The sequence below is a fragment of the Halanaerobium kushneri genome (assembly GCF_900156285.1).
In the GTDB taxonomy this organism is placed as follows: Bacteria; Bacillota; Halanaerobiia; order Halanaerobiales; family Halanaerobiaceae; genus Halanaerobium; species Halanaerobium kushneri.
Genome location: NZ_FTNC01000035.1, coordinates 1 through 19,657, shown reverse-complemented (window position 1 = coordinate 19,657; position 19,657 = coordinate 1). Strand labels below are relative to the sequence as shown.

General features: G+C 34.3%; 21 protein-coding genes and 1 riboswitch. Of the genes, 2 read left to right on the top strand and 19 right to left on the bottom strand.

Annotated elements, in window-relative coordinates:
- The 14 genes from BW929_RS14150 to pta all read right to left on the bottom strand — a co-directional run.
- On the bottom strand, positions 1-278 hold a 278-nt coding region (locus tag BW929_RS14150), incomplete at its 3' end, for a transposase zinc-binding domain-containing protein (protein WP_200805226.1).
- 111 nt (positions 279-389) lie between these two features.
- A complete protein-coding gene (locus BW929_RS14145; protein WP_076546131.1) occupies positions 390-2,606 on the bottom strand; it encodes a bifunctional 4-hydroxy-3-methylbut-2-enyl diphosphate reductase/30S ribosomal protein S1 in 2,217 nt (738 codons plus the stop codon).
- A 149-nt stretch (positions 2,607-2,755) separates the two neighbouring features.
- Entirely contained in the window at positions 2,756-3,349 is a 594-nt protein-coding gene (locus BW929_RS14140; RefSeq protein ID WP_084566232.1) for a lysophospholipid acyltransferase family protein, read from the bottom strand.
- A complete protein-coding gene (gene cmk / locus BW929_RS14135) occupies positions 3,346-4,005 on the bottom strand; it encodes a (d)CMP kinase (protein WP_076546127.1) in 660 nt (219 codons plus the stop codon). The genes BW929_RS14140 and cmk overlap by 4 nt, the downstream gene beginning before the upstream one ends.
- Before the next feature lie 29 nt (positions 4,006-4,034).
- Positions 4,035-4,391, bottom strand: a complete 357-nt coding sequence (aroH, locus tag BW929_RS14130; protein WP_084566231.1) for a chorismate mutase — start codon at positions 4,389-4,391, stop codon at positions 4,035-4,037.
- Positions 4,392-4,410: 19 nt separating this feature from the next.
- On the bottom strand, positions 4,411-5,124 hold the full coding sequence (rnc, locus tag BW929_RS14125) for a ribonuclease III (protein ID WP_076546128.1): 714 nt from the start codon (positions 5,122-5,124) through the stop codon (positions 4,411-4,413).
- A gap of 75 nt (positions 5,125-5,199) precedes the next feature.
- Complete coding sequence (locus BW929_RS14120) at positions 5,200-5,433, bottom strand: acyl carrier protein (protein ID WP_076546126.1); 234 nt, start codon at positions 5,431-5,433, stop codon at positions 5,200-5,202.
- A gap of 205 nt (positions 5,434-5,638) precedes the next feature.
- Positions 5,639-6,382 carry a 3-oxoacyl-[acyl-carrier-protein] reductase gene (fabG, locus tag BW929_RS14115; RefSeq protein WP_076546125.1) on the bottom strand — a complete coding sequence of 248 codons (744 nt, stop codon included), beginning with the start codon at positions 6,380-6,382 and terminating at the stop codon, positions 5,639-5,641.
- Between the two features lie 52 nt (positions 6,383-6,434).
- Positions 6,435-7,382: an enoyl-[acyl-carrier-protein] reductase FabK gene (gene fabK / locus BW929_RS14110; RefSeq protein WP_076546124.1), complete on the bottom strand. Its 948-nt coding sequence runs from the start codon at positions 7,380-7,382 to the stop codon at positions 6,435-6,437.
- Positions 7,383-8,396 carry a phosphate acyltransferase PlsX gene (plsX, locus tag BW929_RS14105; protein ID WP_076546123.1) on the bottom strand — a complete coding sequence of 338 codons (1,014 nt, stop codon included), beginning with the start codon at positions 8,394-8,396 and terminating at the stop codon, positions 7,383-7,385. It abuts the gene before it with no gap.
- Positions 8,397-8,544: 148 nt separating this feature from the next.
- Positions 8,545-8,718: a 50S ribosomal protein L32 gene (rpmF, locus tag BW929_RS14100; RefSeq protein ID WP_076546122.1), complete on the bottom strand. Its 174-nt coding sequence runs from the start codon at positions 8,716-8,718 to the stop codon at positions 8,545-8,547.
- A gap of 18 nt (positions 8,719-8,736) precedes the next feature.
- Entirely contained in the window at positions 8,737-9,213 is a 477-nt protein-coding gene (locus BW929_RS14095) for a YceD family protein (RefSeq protein ID WP_076546121.1), read from the bottom strand.
- Positions 9,214-9,304: 91 nt separating this feature from the next.
- On the bottom strand, positions 9,305-10,501 hold the full coding sequence (locus BW929_RS14090; protein ID WP_076546120.1) for an acetate/propionate family kinase: 1,197 nt from the start codon (positions 10,499-10,501) through the stop codon (positions 9,305-9,307).
- Between the two features lie 19 nt (positions 10,502-10,520).
- A complete protein-coding gene (gene pta, locus BW929_RS14085) occupies positions 10,521-11,519 on the bottom strand; it encodes a phosphate acetyltransferase (protein WP_076546119.1) in 999 nt (332 codons plus the stop codon).
- Positions 11,520-11,705: 186 nt separating this feature from the next.
- Between pta and BW929_RS14080 the strand changes: the two genes are divergently transcribed.
- On the top strand, positions 11,706-12,992 hold the full coding sequence (locus BW929_RS14080; protein ID WP_076546118.1) for a nucleotidyltransferase: 1,287 nt from the start codon (positions 11,706-11,708) through the stop codon (positions 12,990-12,992).
- 20 nt (positions 12,993-13,012) lie between these two features.
- Here BW929_RS14080 and BW929_RS14075 read toward each other — a convergent pair whose 3' ends face one another.
- A complete protein-coding gene (locus BW929_RS14075) occupies positions 13,013-14,023 on the bottom strand; it encodes a YlbL family protein (protein ID WP_076546117.1) in 1,011 nt (336 codons plus the stop codon).
- A 240-nt stretch (positions 14,024-14,263) separates the two neighbouring features.
- Positions 14,264-14,442, top strand: a riboswitch (Lysine riboswitch).
- Between the two features lie 111 nt (positions 14,443-14,553).
- Between BW929_RS14075 and BW929_RS14070 the strand changes: the two genes are divergently transcribed.
- On the top strand, positions 14,554-16,095 hold the full coding sequence (locus BW929_RS14070) for a Na+/H+ antiporter NhaC family protein (RefSeq protein ID WP_076546116.1): 1,542 nt from the start codon (positions 14,554-14,556) through the stop codon (positions 16,093-16,095).
- Positions 16,096-16,181: 86 nt separating this feature from the next.
- Here the strand turns inward: BW929_RS14070 and BW929_RS15515 are convergent, their stop codons facing one another.
- The 4 genes from BW929_RS15515 to BW929_RS14055 all read right to left on the bottom strand — a co-directional run bounded on the left by BW929_RS15515 (position 16,182) and on the right by BW929_RS14055 (position 19,297).
- Positions 16,182-17,447: a putative bifunctional diguanylate cyclase/phosphodiesterase gene (locus BW929_RS15515; protein ID WP_234978117.1), complete on the bottom strand. Its 1,266-nt coding sequence runs from the start codon at positions 17,445-17,447 to the stop codon at positions 16,182-16,184.
- Positions 17,448-17,569: 122 nt separating this feature from the next.
- Entirely contained in the window at positions 17,570-18,262 is a 693-nt protein-coding gene (locus BW929_RS15510) for a PAS domain-containing protein (protein WP_234978116.1), read from the bottom strand.
- A gap of 16 nt (positions 18,263-18,278) precedes the next feature.
- On the bottom strand, positions 18,279-19,049 hold the full coding sequence (locus BW929_RS14060; protein WP_076546115.1) for a tRNA 2-thiocytidine biosynthesis TtcA family protein: 771 nt from the start codon (positions 19,047-19,049) through the stop codon (positions 18,279-18,281).
- A gap of 2 nt (positions 19,050-19,051) precedes the next feature.
- Entirely contained in the window at positions 19,052-19,297 is a 246-nt protein-coding gene (locus tag BW929_RS14055; RefSeq protein WP_143414056.1) for a DUF6363 domain-containing protein, read from the bottom strand.
- Positions 19,298-19,657: the final 360 nt, after the last annotated feature.

The window sequence follows — 19,657 nt, the reverse complement described above, 5'->3', positions numbered from 1 at the left end:
TCTACCCATTTATCTACATAGACTTTACCACATCTGGAGCAGAACCTACTTTTACAGCTGAAGCTGACAATATGCTCTTCACCACAGTCCAGGCATTTATATTTAGCATAACCATTTTCTGGTTTACCACATTCCATTGATTTTTCTACCTGGTCAATTACATGATTTAACATATCAGCAGGCACTCTACCTGGAAGATGTTCTATCTTAAACTCTTCCCAGTGATCATTCAATATTGTTTTAACTTTAATATGATTTCTTCTTTGTTTTGGGCTCATAATATTTTTATCCTTCTACAAAGTTATCCACATTCCTGCAAAAGCATAATTTCCTATATAATAAAAAAACCCGCCGCCCATAATAAAAATGGACAGCGGGTGCTTTTTTAATTATTCACCCTGGTCAAAAATATCTCCAACAATTTCTCTGATAGTAGCTCCTCCTGAAGATGAACTATCTTCTTCTTTTTTACTTTGTGATTTACTACTACTGCTTGAACTCTTAGAACTGCTGGATTCTTTTTTAGGCTCAGGCTTTTCTTCCAATTCTTTCAAGCTTAAACCTACTCTTTCCTGTTCAGCATCAATATTGATGATTTTAGCTTCTCTTACATCACCTACATTAACTACTTCGTCAGCAGTCTTAACATGTTTGTGTGATAATTGAGAAATATGAATTAATCCTTCAATACCTTTTTCAACTTCCATAAAGGCACCAAAATCAACAAGTTTAGTTATTTTTCCTTCAACAACTTCTCCTTCATAATGCTTTTCAGCAAATTCTTCCCATGGATCAGGAAGTAACTGCTTTAAGCCAAGAGAAATTCTTTCTTCTTCCTTATTTACGCCAAGAACTTTAACTTCAACCTCTTCACCTTCAGAAAGAACTTCAGATGGACTCTCAATTCTTCCCCAGGACATTTCAGAAATATGAAGTAAACCTTCAATACCACCCAGGTCAATAAAAGCACCAAAATCAACTAATTTGGTTACAGTACCTTCTACAGTTTGACCTTCTTCTAAATTGGCCAGAGTTTCTTCTTTTTTGGCAGCTCTTTCTTTTTCCAGAACTTTTTTAGCAGAAAGAACAACATTATTGTTATCTCTCTCCACTTCGATTACTTTTAAGCGTAATGTTTCTCCAACATAATCACTTAATTCATCAACATAACCAATTGCTACATGAGAAGCAGGGATAAATCCTCTAACTCCTACATCTACAACTAAACCACCTTTAACTTCTTTAGTAACTTCAGCTTCAATGATTTCATCATTTTCATAAGCTTCTTCAATCTTTTCCCAGGCTTTTTCATAATCTGCCTGTTTCTTAGATAAAATCATATTACCTTCATCATCTTCTAAAGTTAAAATAACAACTTCAATTTCTTCGTCCATACTCACTATATCATGAGCATCTTCAACAGGACGATGACTTAAATGGCGTAATGGAATAAATCCATCTGTTTTGTAATTAACATCTACATATACACCATTGTCATTAATTTCAACAACAGTACCAGTAACTTTTTGACCTTTTCTTAAATCAGCAATATCATTATCGCTATATTTAAATTCGGCTTCTTCTTGAGTTTCAACTTCTTCCTCTGCTTCTGTTTCCACAGATTCTTCAGCTTCCTCAGTCTGATCAGCCTCTTTTTCCTCTGTAGTTTCTTCAGTCACTTCTACTGTCTCTTCTACCTCCTCTACAACCTGCTCTTCTTTCTCCTCTACATTCTCATTTGACTCAACATTTACATCTTTGTTTTCTTCGTTCATTAACTGAACAACCTCCCTTATTAACCAGTCTGGAGTCGATGCTCCAGCTGTAATTCCAACTTTATTTTTTCCAGACAGCCACTCTTTTTTGATTTCAGCGGCTGTTTCTATATGATAAGTAGGGGTGTTTGTGGCTGCACAAATTTCTGCCAGCCTGGTAGTATTAGCACTATTATGGCCCCCTATTACAAACATGATATCTACATCCTCAGCTAATTTTCTGGCTGAAGACTGACGTACATCTGTAGTATTACAAATAGTGTTAAAAACTTTTAATTCTTTAACTTCTGTGATAACTAAATTAATAATATCCCGAAAAGACTCAGGAGATTTTGTTGTTTGAGCTACAAAACCAACTCTAGCTTTAAGCTCAACAGAATTTAAATCCTGCTTTTCTCTGATTATTATTGCCTTTTTTTCACTTGCCCCATAAATACCCTGAACTTCAGGATGATCTTCATCACCATAAATAAAAGTTTGATAACCTTCATCAACCAGCTGACTGGCATATTTTTGAGCATTTTTAACATAGGGACAGGTGGCATCTATAATCTTAAGATTTTTTTCTCTTGCCTTTTCAATAATTTCTGGTGCTACTCCATGTGAACGGATAATAACTATTCCAGAATCTATTTCGGCAAGTGAAGAGGCAACTTTAACATTCTTCTCTTCCAATTTCTTAACAACCTGTGGATTATGAATTAGTGGTCCCAGTGTATAAACATTTAAGTCCTCATTTTCACCGGCAGCTTTCAGAACCATATCAATAGCTCTTTCCACACCAAAACAAAATCCAGCCTCTTCTGCTGTAATAACCTCCAGAACCTTCACCTCCTTCCAGCACAACACCAACAAATAACAGTGTACCCTCCCAAAAATAAACAGGGTACCTCTTAGACTTTTTTCTCTATCAAAGTCAAAAATCCTTCTTTAAATCCAAAAAAATTCTAAAAAGATTTAAAAATAAAGTTTATTAGTAATTATTCCTCATAATTAATTTCATTTTGAATCTTAGTTTTTATAAATTGAGCGGCCTCTTTTCGCTCTTCTTTAGTTAAACGTTTATTAGCAAATTGATCTAAAGCAAAAGGTTTGCCAATATTTACTGTAATTCTACCAGCTTTTTTTATATTTTTTATTCCCACAGGTAAAACAGGAACTCCACTTTTAATTGCCAGCATTACAGAACCTGTTTTGGGATTACCAAGTTTACCCTCTGGTCTGCGAGTACCCTCAGGAAAAAGCCCAAGAACTTCGCCACTTTTTAATACAGAAAGTGCTTTTTTAACTGCAGAAATATCATTTTTACTGCGATCAACCGGAAAAGCGTCAGCTAAAAACAGCACAAATCTTAACAAAGGATTCTCAAACAATTCCTTTTTAGCCATAAATCTTACCGGTCTTGAAAAAATAGCTGCCAGCAGAGGAGGATCATAGGCACTGATATGATTTGACATTACAATAACTCCCCCCTGCTCAGGAAGATTCTCTTTTCCTCTAATTTTAATCCTAAAAAATATTCTAAAAATAGCTAAAAGCAGTAATCTAATAATCTGATAGATGATTTTTTTCACTGAGATTCACCCTTAATAATTGCTATCATTCTGTCAAGAACCTCTTCAATAGTTAAATTCGTTGTATCAACTAAAATAGCATCATCAGCTTTTTTTAACGGGGAATGTTCCCTCTCACTATCCATTTTATCTCTACGAGCAATACTTTTTTTGATTTTTTCAAGAGTAATATCTTTATTTTTTGACTTAACTTCCTGATAACGTCTTCGAGCTCTCTCTTCTAAAGAAGCAGTTAAAAAGAATTTATGTTCAGCCTCAGGCAAAACAACTGTTGTAATATCACGTCCATCCATAACAACTTTGTTATTCTGAGCCAGCAGCTGCTGTTTTTTTACTAAAACTTCGCGTACACCTTTAACTGCAGCTGTTTGAGAAACATGTTTATTAACTGCAGCTGTTCTTATTTCCTCACTTATATTTTCTCCGTTAAGAAATATATCACCATTCTGATTAAAATTGATATCTGTATTTTTAGCTAGTTCTATTAACTTATCCTGTTTATTAAAATCAATTTTTTTCCGCAGGGCCGCCAGAGTTACAGCTCTGTACATGGCTCCAGTATCAAGATGCAGATAATTTAATTTTTGGGCCAGCAATCTGGCAATTGTACTTTTACCTGCCCCACCCGGTCCATCAATTGCTACTACATTTTCCATTAAGATCTCAACACCTTTTATAGTTAGATTTATTCAACTAAATCAGGTCTAAGTTTTTTAGCTTTTTTTAAATATTGATGTTTTACCTGACTTTTATCTTTTCTGCCATCAACATGCACTAATAATCTTATCATTTTTTGACTACTATTTTCAACCTTCATTTCCTGCATACATAAAATAGGAGTTAAATTATAGCCAATTTCTCTCAATGCTTTACCAGGATAAACTTTTGTTAAATCATCAGTAGTTGTTGTTATAATACTTACTAAATCTTCTTTTTTAAGTTCATTTTCCTGCATCAGGCTCTGCATCATTTCTTTAGTTGCCTTTAAAATATCTTCTTCTGTATTTTTATCTACACTGATTGCAGCTCTAATCGCATACATAGAAATATCCCCCATTTAACTAATCAAGTTTATTTAATTTATTTAAAGCAACTTTTGCTGCTTCCTGTTCAGCCTCTTTTTTACTTGATCCCTGGCCAGAACCAAGATTATCATCATTTAATTTTACAGCAACAATAAATGTTTTATTATGATCTGGGCCTTCCTCATCAACAACCTCATATTCCGGTCGATGATTACCATTTTCCTGAATTACTTCCTGCAGCATAGTTTTATAATCCTGAATATGATTACCTTCTGCTACATTTACAATATCAACTTTAAGAAGCTCCAGTATAAAATCTGCCGCTACTGTAAAACCCTGATCAAGATATAAAGCACCAAAAATTGCTTCCATTGTATCTGCTAAAATTGAATCTCTTTCTCTTCCTCCTGTCATTTCCTCTCCTTTGCCGAGAAAAAGAAACTGTCCGAGTTCAATCCTTTTGGCAACTTCTGCTAAAATTGGAGCACTTACAATAACCGCCCGCATCTTTGCCAGCTCTCCCTCTGGTAGATCAGAAAACTTTTTAAAAATATAGGTGCTGACGGAAAGACTCAAAACAGAATCTCCCAAAAACTCTAAACGTTCATTGTCTTTTATATTAAGACGCCTGTTCTCATTCGGATAAGATTTATGAGTCAGAGCTCTCTGGATTAATAATTTATCATTAAAATCCAGTTTAAGGCTTTTTTCAAATTCTTTAATTTTTCTACGATTAAACAGCTGTCCCATTAATATATCACCATCCATTAAAATAAATAAAAGGGATGAAAACTCCACAGAGGGAGCTTCATCCGTAATTATCTCTTAAAGAATATCTTCTAAATAACTCACAGCATCCTCTACTGTGCGAATGTCTTCTGCATCTTCGTCAGGGATTTCTACATCAAATTCTTCTTCAAATGCCATAACTAATTCTACCACATCTAAAGAATCTGCTCCAAGATCTTCTATAAATGAAGAGTCTTCAGTAACTTCATCTCTGTCAACTGCTAATTCTTCTGCTACAATATCAATTACTCTTTCTAAGATATTATCCACTCCATTCACCTCCTTTCACTGAGTCTTCATTTTATAACGCATGGTCGACTCAGCACTAGGGCATCGAGCCCGTCGCACTCGTCTTCATTTTATAACGCATGGTCGACTCACAAATCTTTCTTTTTATATCGAATAGATAGATTTGCATTAGCACATCGAGTGCGTCACAGCACTAGGGCATCGAGCCCGTCGCACTCGTCTTCAGCTAAGCTCCCATGCCACCATCGATTTTAATTACTTCACCATTTATGTAATTTGCACTGTCTGAAGCTAGAAACGATACTAAATCTGCGACTTCTTCTGCTTTACCAAAACGAGCCAGCGGAACCTGTTCAATAATTCCCTCTTTAATGCTCTCTTTCAATTCATCTGTCATTTCTGTATCTATAAAACCAGGAGCAATTGCATTGGAACATACACCTTTAGAAGCCAGTTCTTTGGCCATTGTTTTAGTAAAACCAATAATACCTGCTTTGGCAGCTGAATAATTAGCCTGACCTGCATTACCATTAACTCCGACCACAGAAGAAAGATTTATCAACTTACCATTTTCAGCTTTAAGTAAATATCTAACCGCGTTTTTTGTACAGTTAAATACTCCCTTTAAGTTAATATCCAAAACCTGATCCCAGTCTTCTTCTTTCATTCTTAAAATAAGCTTATCTTTTGTAATTCCAGCATTATTAACTAAAACATTAAGTCCACCCATTTTTTTATAAGCTGTTTTGACTAATTCTGACGCCTGTTCAAAATCACTAACATCTGCCTGAATCAGATGTGCTGTACCACCCGCAGCTTCAATTTCGCTTTTAACACTTTCAGCTCTCGCCTGCGAATTGGCATAGTTAATAACAACTTCCGCACCCAAAGCAGCCATTTTTTTTGCTATTTCAGCTCCAATTCCTCTGGAACTACCTGTAATTAAAACTTTTTTATTTTTAAGGTTCATCAAATTTGACACCTCTTTTTTCTATTAATAAATTTAAATATGATTATATATATTATTCCAACAGTTTGTAACTATTTTTAATAGTGTTTTCTGCTTCTAAAATAATCTCATCCATAATTTCTCTCACACTTTTTATCTCAGAAATCATACCTGAAATCTGTCCGGCCATTACACTACCCTGATCAATATCACCATCAATCACAGCATCCCGAAGCTTACCCGAACCAAGTTCTTCTACTTTTTTGGGATCAGCACCTTCTTTTTCCAGACGATCAATCTCTTTAGTTAGCTTATTTTTAAGGTTTCTCACTGGATGACCTGTACTGCGGCCTGTAACAACTGCATCTCGATCTCTAGCTCCAACGATAGCTTTTTTAAACTCTTCCGAGGCTGTACACTCTTCAGAGCAGACAAATCTGGTCCCAATCTGAGCACCCTTAGCTCCCAGAGCCAGCACAGCAGCAAGCCCTCTACCATCACCAACGCCCCCGGCGGCAATAACCGGAATCTCAACTGCATTCACTACCTGAGGGACTAAAGCCATAGTAGTAAGTTCACCTATATGACCTCCAGCCTCTGTACCTTCAACAATAACTGCATCTACTTTAAGTCTTTCCATTCTTCTGGCCAGGGCAACCGATGGTACAACAGGAATTACTTTAGAACCTACTTCCTGAAATCTTTTTACATGTTTGCCAGGGTTTCCTGCACCTGTGGTAATTACGGGAACCTTTTTCTCAATTGCAAGTTCTATTATGTCATCTGCAAAAGGAGAAAGTAACATGATATTTAAACCAAATGGTTTATCTGTTAGCTCTCTTACCTTTTCAATCTCTTCTTCAATTACATCGGCCGGAGCATTTCCTGCTCCAATTATTCCCAGGCCACCTGCACTGGAAACAGCTGCAGCTAATTCACCCGTAGCAACCCAGGCCATACCTCCCTGAATAATTGGCTTTTCAATCTCTAATAAATCACAAAGTTCTGTTTTCAATGCCATTTATTCCAACTCCTCATTCTTTTCTAACTCACTTTTTATCAGCGAAACTATATCTTCTTTAACAGTATTTTTAGCAGTTTTAACAGCATTATAAATAGCAGTCCCATCGGAACTGCCGTGGCTAATGATAACAACTCCCTTAACACCCAGCAAAGGAGCTCCTCCATACTGTCTGTAATCTATTTTTTTCAATACTTTCTTTAAATATGGTTTTAATAATAATGCAGCAAGTTTTGATCTCAGGTTAGTCTGAAAACTTTCCCTGAGTAAATCCAGAAAAAAAGAAGCTGCGCCTTCAGTCGTTTTCAAAACAACATTACCAACAAAACCATCAGTCACAACCACATCAACACTATCACTAAAGATATCTCTACCTTCAACATTACCGATAAAATTCTTAATTCTTGTGTCACTGTTTAAAAGTTTAAAACTTTCTTTACTTAAATTATTTCCTTTGCTCTTTTCTTCACCAATATTTAAAAGAGCCACTCTGGGATTTTCAACTTTCATTACATTTTCTGCATAAAGCTGACCCATTAATGCAAACTGCCGAAGATTTTCCGGACTACAATCAGTATTAGCTCCATTATCTAAAACCAGAGTACTACCATTAACAGCAGGAAACTGAATCGCAATCGGTGGTCTGGAAACTCCTTTGATCCGGCCCACCCGCAATAAACCAGCTGCCATAACCGAACCCGTATTACCCGGAGATATAAAAGCATCTATTTTATTTTCTTTCAATAATTTAGCACCAACATTAACTGTAGCATTTTTCTTTTTTCGCAGAGCTTTAATTGGAGACTCATCCATATTAATTATCTGATCTGCGTTTTCTATTTTAAGTCTTTTCGAATCAGAGTCAGTTTTTGCTAACTCTTCGCTTATAATATCATATCCACCAATCAGGGTCAATTCTATTTCTGGTTCTTCTTTTAAAGCTTGCAAAGCTCCTGTAATCAACTCCGCAGGGTTTTTTTCACCGCTCATTACATCAACAGCTATTCTATACAATATGGCCGCCTCCCAGGTTCCAAAAAAAGAAATTTATATCTGTATCATTTGCAAAACATTATATCTCAACCGTCGGTCAATTGCAAGTTTAAGGCAAGAAAAAAACAGAGAATCTCTATTGAAGAGATCTCTGTTTAGCTAAAATATTTTAATTTCCACTCACCTTTTTGCCATCATAATGTCCACATTCAGGGCATACATGATGAGGTAAAATCTTCTCATGGCAGTTTGAACATTCTACTAAATTTGGAGTGCTAAGTTTCTTGTGAGTACGTCTTTTACGCTTGCGTGTTTTAGAAGTTCGTTTCTTTGGTACAGCCATTCTATCCACCTCCTTTATTTATTCATCTTCATTATAAAAGTCTTTAAGTTTTGCCAGACGCGGATCCAGTATTTCTATCTCACAATCACATTCTGCCTCATTTAAATTCTGACCACATTCAGGACAGATTCCCTTACAGCTATCAGAACAGAGAGGTTTCATGGGTAAAGATAAAATTATATTATCCACGACTATTTCATCTAAATAAAGTTCTTCCTCATCTTCCATTTCACTTTTTAAAACATCTTCGGAAATGTTCAATTCTATTGGAGAACTGTATTTTTGCAGACAGCGACTGCAGCTTAAAATCAATTCAGCTTTTAACTTGCCTTCTATTACAAAAGAATCTGTGGTGTTAAAAATCTCCAGTTCAAGCTCAATTGGTTTTTCAATTTCGATTTCACGATTTACAAATTCCAAATCATGAAATTCAAGCTCCAGCGAAACCTGTTTTCTACCTCCAATTTCCTTTAAATCACTGAGGTTAATATACAATTTATTGATCACCCCTGTAAATAGCCACGTTTTATTATATAAAAAGCAGCCTAAACTGTCAAGAAGAATTTTACACTAACTACACTAACTTTTACTGATTTACTAATTCCATTGTATCTCTTGCAATGACTAATTCCTCATTTGTCGGTACAACCATTGCCTTAACTTTAGAATCAGCAGTGGAAATAAATACTTCCTTACCACGGCAGTCATTTGCTTCATAATCTACCTCTACACCTAAATATTCAAGACCCTCTAAAACTCCTGCTCTGGTATCTTTAGAATTTTCACCAATACCAGCTGTAAAGACAATTGCATCAACACCGCCCATAGCTGCAGTATACGCTCCTATATATTTCTTAACTCTGTAATTAAATAGTTCTATTGCAATTTCCGCCTGATGATTACCTTCAGCTGCTGCATCTTCAACATCACGAGAATCACTGCTAACTCCAGATACACCTAAAAGCCCACTTTCTTTGTTCAAGATATCATCCATCTCTGAAGCAGAAATATCCTCTTTATCCATGATAAATGGAATTATCGCCGGATCAATATCTCCACAGCGGGTACCCATTACTAAGCCTTCAAGAGGAGTTAAACCCATACTGGTATCTACAGACTTACCATTTTTAACTGCTGCAACACTGGCTCCATTACCTAAGTGACAGGTTATAATTTTAAGTTCAGAGAGAGGTTTATCCATCATCTGAGCTGCTCTTTTAGCTACATAGCCATGAGAAGTACCGTGGAAGCCATATCTTCTAACACCATACTTTTTATAATACTCATAAGGAAGAGCATAAATGTAGGCTTTTTCGGGCATACTCTGATGAAAAGCTGTATCAAAAACTCCAACCTGTGGCTTATCAGGCATTAATTCCTTACAAACCTTAATCCCCATAATGTTTGGTGGATTGTGTAGAGGTGCTAAATCAGCCACATCTTCTAAGTTTTTAATTGCCTCATCATCAATAATTGTTGAATGAGCAAATGCCTCACCACCATGGACTATACGATGCCCAACTGCCTCTACCTCATCCATACTCTCTAAAACACCGTGATCATCAGATAAAAGGGTTTCAAGTAATAATTCAATTCCCACTTTATGGGTAGGAATGTCTTTTTCGATTACAATTTCTTCTCCTTCACCATTTTCATATTCTAAAAATGAATCTTCAATACCAATTCGCTGAATTAAACCTTTGGCCAGCACGCTTTCTGTTTCCATATTAAATAACTGATACTTTAGAGAAGAACTTCCACTATTAATAACAAGAATTTTCATTTTTTTCCTCCTAGAAATTTTATTTATTTTGAGCCTGCACTGCTGTAATTGCTGTTAAATTAATAACATCATCAACTGAACAGCCGCGAGATAAGTCATTAATTGGTGCAGCCAGCCCCTGTAAAATTGGACCAACCGCATCTGCACCTGCAAGTCTCTGTACAAGCTTATAACCTATGTTACCTGACTGCAGATCAGGAAAGATTAAAACATTTGCTTCCCCTGCTATTTCACTATCTGGGGCCTTTCTTTTACCAACACTTTCTACTAAAGCCGCATCTGCCTGCATTTCTCCATCAATTTTTAAATGGGGTGCATTTTGATGAGCAACCTTTACAGCCTGCTGAACATTTTCCACATTTTCATGCCTGGCACTACCCATTGTTGAAAATGAAAGCATTGCAACTTTAGGATCAAAATCTAATAATCGATGAGCAGTATCTGCTGTTGTAATTGCAATTTCTGCCAGCTGTTCTGAATTTGGAGCTGGATTTACTGCACAGTCTGAGAAGACCATAACTCCTTCTTCTCCAAACGATTTATCTTTTAAAACCATAATAATTGCACTGGAAACTGTAGAAATCCCCGGTGCAGTTTTTACAATCTGAAAAGCAGGTCTTAAAACATTACCAGTTGCATTAGCAGCCCCAGCAACCATTCCATCTGCTTTATCAGTGTAAATCATCATTGTGCCGAAATAAAGTGGATCTTTAACTGCCTTTTCGGCTTCTTCTTTTGTAATCCCTTTATGTTTTCTAAGTTCATAAAACTCATCTCTAAATTCTACTATGTAATCTGAATCTTCAGGATCAATTATTTCAACACCATCCAGATCAACTCCATAATCTTCTGCAGAATTTTGAATCGATTCTCGATTGCCCAAAATGACAATCTCCGCAATTTTTTCAGCTTCTATCTCTGCTGCAGCTTTGACAATTCTTTCATCATCACCTTCAGCAAAAACTATTTTTTTTAAATCAGAAGCTGCTCTTTCTTTAAAATTTCTAAGTACATCCATTTCAATATCCTCCCCCGTGGTTTTAATAATATGTAAGTTGTTCTTTATATATTTATTTGCTATTATATATATAATACTGTATTAAAGTATTAAATCCTCTTTTATTAAAAGAAGTTCGAAAAGTAAAACTTTTATTTTGTAATACTGTTTAATAAATTAAATTAAATTTAAAAATGAGGTGTTTTAATGAGTGTAACTGCTTTAATTGTAGAGTATAATCCATTTCACAACGGCCATCAGTATCATCTAAACCAGAGCAAAAAAATAACCAAAAACACTGACTTAATTGTAATTATGAGTGGAAACTATACTCAGCGAGGTGAAGCAGCCCTTTTAAATAAATGGGCCCGAGCAAGACAGGCACTAAGTTGTGGCGCTGATCTCGTACTGGAGCTACCTTTAGTCTATAATATTCGAAGTGCTGAATATTTTGCTTATTACTCTGTTTTAAGTTTAGAAAAAACAAATCTTGTAGATTCAATTGTCTTCGGCAGTGAATCTGGCGATATTAAAATACTTGCCGCTATTGCTGATGCTTTAATAAACGAAAACTCTAAATTCAAAGAGGTACTACAAAAGCATTTAAAAAATGGTATTGACTTTCCAACTGCCAGGCGTCAGGCTTTACTTGCCAGTTATCAATATTATCCAGAATTGAAAAAGTTCGATAAAAATAGTATAAAAAAAGTATTGGAAGCTCCAAATAATATCCTTGGACTTGAATATCTTAAATCACTCAGCCGCTTAAAATCCAGTATAAAGCCCCACACTATCAAAAGAGTGGGCACAGATTATCACAGCCAGAAAATAAATAAAAATTATGCAAGTGCTTCCTTAATCAGAAATTTAATTAATTCGAAACCTCAAGCAGAGGCCCTGACTGCTATTAAAAAAATAATGCCAGCATCTTCCTGGGAAATCTTAAGAAAAGAACTCAAGCAGGGAAGATATGTTAAAAATGACTCTTTAAACAAGATTTACAGCAAATTAGCAGATCAATTGCGGCGTCTTCAGGCTGATGATTTAAAAAAATATCAGGGTATCAAAAATGGTCTGGAAAATAGAATCATTGACAAAGCTGCTGCAGCTTTTGAAGCTAATAGATTTTTAGAATCTTTAAAAACAAAAAACTTAACAGAAAGCAGACTCAAAAGAAAGCTGCTTCAAATATATTTTGAACTTACAGCTGAAAAAATAAAGCTGGCAGAAAAAAATGCTCCCCATTATTTAAGAGTCCTGGGGATAAACAAAGACAAAGAATATCTACTTTCTCAGCTGCAAAGAAAATCTGGGCTGGAAATTATTGTTAATCCAGCCTCAAAAATTAACCAGCCTGATTTAAATAGTGAGGACCCACTTGTACTCTCACTAAGTTATGATCTGCTCGCTTCAGATCTTTATTCTCTACTATATCAAAATCCTGAACACAGTAAAGCCCATAGAGATTTTTACCAAGAATTAATTAAAATCTAAGACAGAATCCAAAATAATATTTAAGATTCAATGTCCGACTCAAGATATTTTATAATATCATTAATTGTTTCAACTTTTAATAATTTTAAGTCCCCGGCAAACTGAGCTGCTGTTTCATAATTTTCTTCAGGTACAACAAAGAGGTCAACCCCGGCTTCTTTGGCTGCCATAATTTTGTATTTAACTCCATCTATACGACCAATTTCTCCATCTAGATTAATTGTTCCTGTACCAGCAATTCTTTTTCCACCGGTAATGTCCTCAGGTATCAATTGATTATAAATTTCCATACTAAACATACTGCCGGCAGAGGGGCCTATAATATTTTCTGTTTCAAACTTAACCTCACCTGGAATATTATAATCTAGCCCTTTGGAACTTATTAAAACACCAATAGACGGATTGCCCTCATTACCCTCCAGCTCTAAAGTTTTTAAATTAAAATTCAATTTTTCTCCATCTCTAAGAACTGTAATCCCTACAACATCACCAATATTTCTATTTTTTATAATATTAACTGCATCTGCTGCCATTTCAACTTTTTTTCCATCCACAGCTGTAATTAAATCACCTTTTTTTAAGTTGTTATAGGCACTTCCGTCTTCCATGACTTCTACAACTTCTGCCCCTTCACCTGAAACTTCAACCTGATAGCCAGCCTGAGTAAAGGCTACAGCCTGAGCCTGAAGTTTACTTTCTTCCATTAGTTCGGCCATCAATTCTATATATTCATTCATATCCATATTCTCCGGCAATTGCTCAGAAATTGCAGTTAGCTCCTTATCTTCAGGTGAGAAAAGAGAAATATAAACATAATCCCAGGCTACCGCTCTCCGGCTACCTACAGCTGTCAATAAAAAATCACCCTGGTTTTTATAACCATCTTTTACCTTAACCATTGGTGAAAGTTCAGCCGCAATCCCGGGTTCCATAACCTGGTAAGGAATCGGAATAAAATGGCTAATAACAAATAAAATAAATATTATACCTATTAAACGAGAATAAAATCTCTGTAATTTTTTGTTTCGCATATAGACCTTCCTTTTTTATTTAATCTTATATTAATAAAGAACAAAATCACAATTTACTAAAACATTTTTTAAATTCAGCTCAAAAAAAGTCAACATATCTATTATATATTATAACCCCTGCTTAATGCAAAAAAATCTGCAGATTTCTTGACATAAATTGTAGGCTAAGTTATAATTTATATGAAATTGAATATTGAGAAGTGATTGGCTTTAGCCAGTCACTATAAATACCTCATCAAATGATGAGGTAGAGGAGCAGAAAAAATTAGTAATTTTAGAATTAACCAGAATCCAGTTTATCTAAAAGGAAAGGTTTTTCTGCCGAAGTGGTTTTTTCAGGATTCCAAAATTCCACTGGGGCTGTACAGAAGATGTACAGAACTGTCATAGTAAAATTACTATGTTGTGCTATCTCAGATAAAAGATGAGGCGATTTTTGCAATTAACCCGGCATATCGCCGGGTATTTTTTATGCTTTTATATTTTTCTCTTATTCAATTTTTATAAAATAAAACTAGGAGGATTTTTTTATGGAAAGTTATGGTATTATTTCTTTACTGCCGCCATTAATGGCAATAATTCTAGCCTGGTGGAGCAAACAGGTTGTATTATCCTTATTTTTAGGTGTTTTTGCAGGTGCATTAATTACAAATGGATATAATTTCATCTTTGCTTTTATGCATACTCTGGATGATTACATTTTAGCTTCACTGGCTGATTCCTGGAATGCAGGTATTATTTTATTTCTGCTGGCTATGGGTGGCATGATTGGTATTATTAATAAATCAGGTGGTATTATCGCTATTGGGGAGTATGTTGCAGAAAAGGCAAATTCTGTTGTTAAAACTCAACTTGCTGCCTGGGTAATGGGAGTACTAATATTTTTTGATGATTATGCAAATACCCTAATCGTTGGAAACACAATGCGTCCAATAACTGATAAAATGAAAATCTCAAGAGAAAAATTGGCCTTTATTGTTGATTTAACTGCTGCTGCTGTTTCGAGTATTGTTCCAATTTCAACCTGGATTGCTTTTGAAGTAGGAGTAATTAGAGATGGTTTTGATTCTTTAGGTCTGGAAATGAATGCTTACAGCACTTTTGTTCAGACAATTCCTTACCGTTTTTATAGTATTTTTGCCCTTGGTTTTGCTTTAATTATTATTTTTACTGGTAAAGATTTTGGCCCCATGTTAAAAGCCGAAAAAAGAGCCCGTTCTACTGGAGAAACTTTAAGACCAGGATCCACACCAATGGTTTCTCAGGAAATGGAAGAGATTGAACAGCCTGAAGGCGAAAGTTTTACTTTTACCAATTCTTTTTTACCTATTATCGGAGTAATTGTAGTCACTTTAGTTGGTCTCTGGTACAATGGTGGAGGATTAGAAGCTGGTACTACAGTCAGGGATGCATTTGGTAATGCCGATGCCAGTATTGTTCTCCTCTGGGCAGCTATTACTGGGAGTTTTATCGCCGGTATATTATCATTTTCTAAAGGGATTCTTAATATAAGTGAAACAGTAGATGGTTGGATTGATGGAGCAAAATCAATGTTTATTGCCTGTCTAATTCTAGTTTTAGCCTGGTCAATTGGAAGTATTACTGAAGATCTAGGAACTGCTAATTATCTTGTTTCTATTTTAGAAGGTAATATCATTCCTGAAATTGTACCCGCTATGATTTTTGTTTTCTCTGCTTTTATTGCTTTTACTATCGGGAGTTCCTGGGGAACTGTTGCAATTGTAATGCCGCTTGCTATTCCTCTTGCTAATTCTATTGGAATTCCAATGCTGCCAACTATTGCGGCTGTATTAACAGCAAGTGTTATGGGAGACCACTGTTCACCAATTTCTGATACAACCATTATGTCTTCAACTGCTTCGGCTGTTGATCATATGGACCATGTTAGTACTCAAATGCCCTATGCCTTAACAGTTGGCCTAATTGCTGCTGTCTTTGGGTTTTTACCAGCAGGATTTGGTTTTCCAGCCATTTATCTTTTACCTGTAGGAATTATTGTACTTTACCTGATTGTTAAACTCTACGGTAAAAAACCGGAAAATGTTATTTAAAAGCTAAATTAATATAACTTAAGAATTAATTGAAAATGACCGCTTCTTTTTACGGAAGCGGTCATTAATTATTAAAATATCTATCTTCAACTGTAAATTTTTTCGATTTCCCTTGCTGGCATTGGCGGATTAAAATAATATCCCTGAATAAAATCATTACCTAATTGATTAAGTTCATTTAATTCAATTTCTTTTTCTACTCCTTCAGCTATAGTTTTTAAGTTCAAGAGATGAGCAATATTGATTATTGATTCCACAATATTTTTACCATCACTGCTTAAAGTCATATTCCTTATAAATGAGATATCAATTTTAAGATAATCTATCGGAAATTTCTGAAGGTAGCTAAAAGATGAATAACCCGTACCAAAATCATCGATTGAAATAGAAAAACCCTTTGCCTTCATTTTATTCATTACTTTTAAGCTATAATTTACATCATCCATAGCACTTGATTCCGTTATCTCAAATTTAATTAAAGAATTATCTATTCCACTTTCTCCAATAATCTGATAAATATCCTTTAAATGATTATTATCTTCAAGCTGTCTGGCAGATAAATTAATAGAAACCGGTACTACTTTATAGCCTGCATCCAACCAATTTTTGATGCTTTTGACCACTTTTTTTACTACAATCAGTCCTACTTTCTTGATAAGCTGAGAATTCTCTAAAATCGGAATAAATTCCGCCGGAGAAATCAGTCCTTTTGTAGGATTCTGCCATCTAATTAAGGCTTCCATTCCATAGAGCTCTTTAGATACCCCTCGATAATAAGGCTGATAATAAATTATAAATTCATCATTTTTTATAGCCTGATCAAGTTTTGCTTCCATCTTTGTAAACTGTTTAATTTCCTGATTCATTTTCTGATCAAAAAAAGCATAATCATTTTTCTTAATGTTAATCAGAGCAATTTCTGCATTAGACAATAAACTCTGCGAATCAATACAATCATCAGGATAAATTGAAATACCTATTCTAGCATTCAGCATAAAGGGTTCATAATTATAATCAATTGTATCAGAAAACGTTGTTAACAAATTATCTGCTGCTCTATAAATCTGATTTATAGAATCAAGATTATCAACTATCATAGCAAAATTATCTCCACCAAGATAGGATAGATGATTTTCTCTATCAATTTTTACACAACTTTGATTATTGGCTGCCTTATTATTTATTTTTTCGGCAACCAGATTAATCAGACTTCGATCATTTTCTGGATCAGTATAGATATCATTTAAATACTTAATCCTGTTTATATTAACTACTAAAACTGCAATCTTTTTATCAGAATTAATTTCAATTAAATTATCAATTTTATTTCTAATAGATCTTCGGTTAGGCAAACCAGTTAAAATATCATAATTCGAAATATATTCAATTTTACGTCGTAATTTTTCATTTTGAGTTATATCTCTGCCAACAGAAATATAATTTATAATCTCATTATTATGATCTTTGATGGGGGTTATTGTCTGTTCTGAATAAAAATAATCCCCATTTTTTTTCGATTGATAATTACATCATTAAAAACTTCTCCGGATTTAATTGTCTGCCAGAGTTTTTTATAATATCTATTATTATGTTTATCTGATTTAAATAAAGAAGGTTTGTTTCCAATAACTTCTTCTTTGCTGTAACCTGTTATTTCCTCAACAGTCGTATTTGCATACTCGATAATCCCAGATTTATCAGTTATAACAACCCAGTTATCAGTTTCATTTATTGCCTTAACCAGTTTTAGCATTTCCATTTCCTGTTCTAAATCATTGCTCAAATTTTTAGCTATCGAAATAACTTCTTCTACACTTCCATTTTCTTTAATTACAGCATTATTCCAGCTGCAGTTAATTATAGAACCATCTTTTTTTAAACCCCGACTCACAAAATCACGAGGTAGGTCATCAAGCTTATCATTTTTCCAGTTACGCCAGACATCCCTATCTTCTTCTGCAATTATTGTAGAAATAAAGTCCCTGTTTTCTAATTCAAATCGATCCCAACCAAAGAGCTCTTCTGCTGCCTGGTTTAAATCAATAATATCACCTTCACGATTCCAGGAAATAAATGCTAGTGGAGATTTTTGATAAATTAAATTTAGTCTTTTCTGAGTAAATTGCAATTTTTGAATTATAAATTCTTCACTATTCGTTTCTGACATACTACTTTCCACCTTTTTATTGCCAGTATTTTTTCATTTTTGTTTTTAAAAGTTGAAATTCTTCTTTTTCTGGCCACAATTCTCGATTGTCACTATCCCTCATTGCTGAAATCAAATTAGAAAACAACTGCTGATCATTAAAATAGTTTGCAAAATCTTTTCTGACCTGAGAGCGGGCTGAATTACCATCATAAGGACAGCTGCTCTTTTTAATTTTAATCTTTCTTTTCTGTATTTCTTTAATAATTATATTTTCTCTTAAATAAATCAGCGGTCTAATTATTTCTACACCACTATTACTTAAAAATCTTTTGGGCTGCAGAGTTTTTAATTGACCTGAATAAAAAATACTCATTAGAAAAGTTTCTACAGCATCATCTAAATGATGGCCAAAAGCCAGTTTATTAAAACCATTTTTATTAAGATAATTTATAATAGCCCCTTTTCTAAAATGAGCACACTTAGAACAGGGATTTTCGGCATCTGCTTCAGTAATATAATCAGCAATTTTTGTTTCTATGATTTTTAAATCAATATTTAATTGATTACAAAATTTTTTTATTTCTGCAGCTGTAGAATCTTTAAATCCAGGATCTACATGTACTGCTTTTAGTTTAAAATCTTTCTTAAAATGTTCCTTAAAAATTTTTAAAATCATTAGCATAAATGTACTATCTTTTCCACCGGATAAACCAATTGCAAGACGATCTCCATCACTAATAAGATCAAATTCTGCAACTGCCTTAACCACTTTTGCTGTGATTGAACTATCAAAAGATAAATCCATAATTACTCCTTATTATTTTTTAACCACTCGCTGAATTCGCCTGATCTTTTTTCTGCCAGCTTATAGCCTGAGTTATACAGTTGTTCCAGTTCTTTTTTATCACGGCTAAAACGGTCAATATCAATCTTTTCAGGCCTGAAAACAAAAAATTGATTATTTTCTTCTTTTTTTTCTATTAAATCAAGACTATTATTATAAATTTGATGTCTTTTTTTTAGATCTTCAACCAAATTGGGATATTTTTTCAAAAAGAGATTTAATCTTGAATTCGGCAAGTAAAAAGTTAAAATAGTTCTTTTTAGATTTTTGCCGTTAAAAAATAATTTCAATCTATTAAAATTAAATATTTAGTCTCAATTTAAATAGCCAGTTAAATAAATTGTCCAGCTTCCAGATTTTAGACGCACTTAACTAAACTATGGTTTTCATAGCTTAAAAAATTAGTCTAAACTGTACTGGTGGTTTTAATTTAGCACCACCTTCTTTCTAAAATCTGTTAGTGCTTTTCTAAGATATTTAATTGTTTTTTCCAGCAGTTTATTTGGGGCAAAGCGGATGTGTTTGTACCAGCCGCTGCCGCAGATATTACCTGCTATTTTGTAAAATAT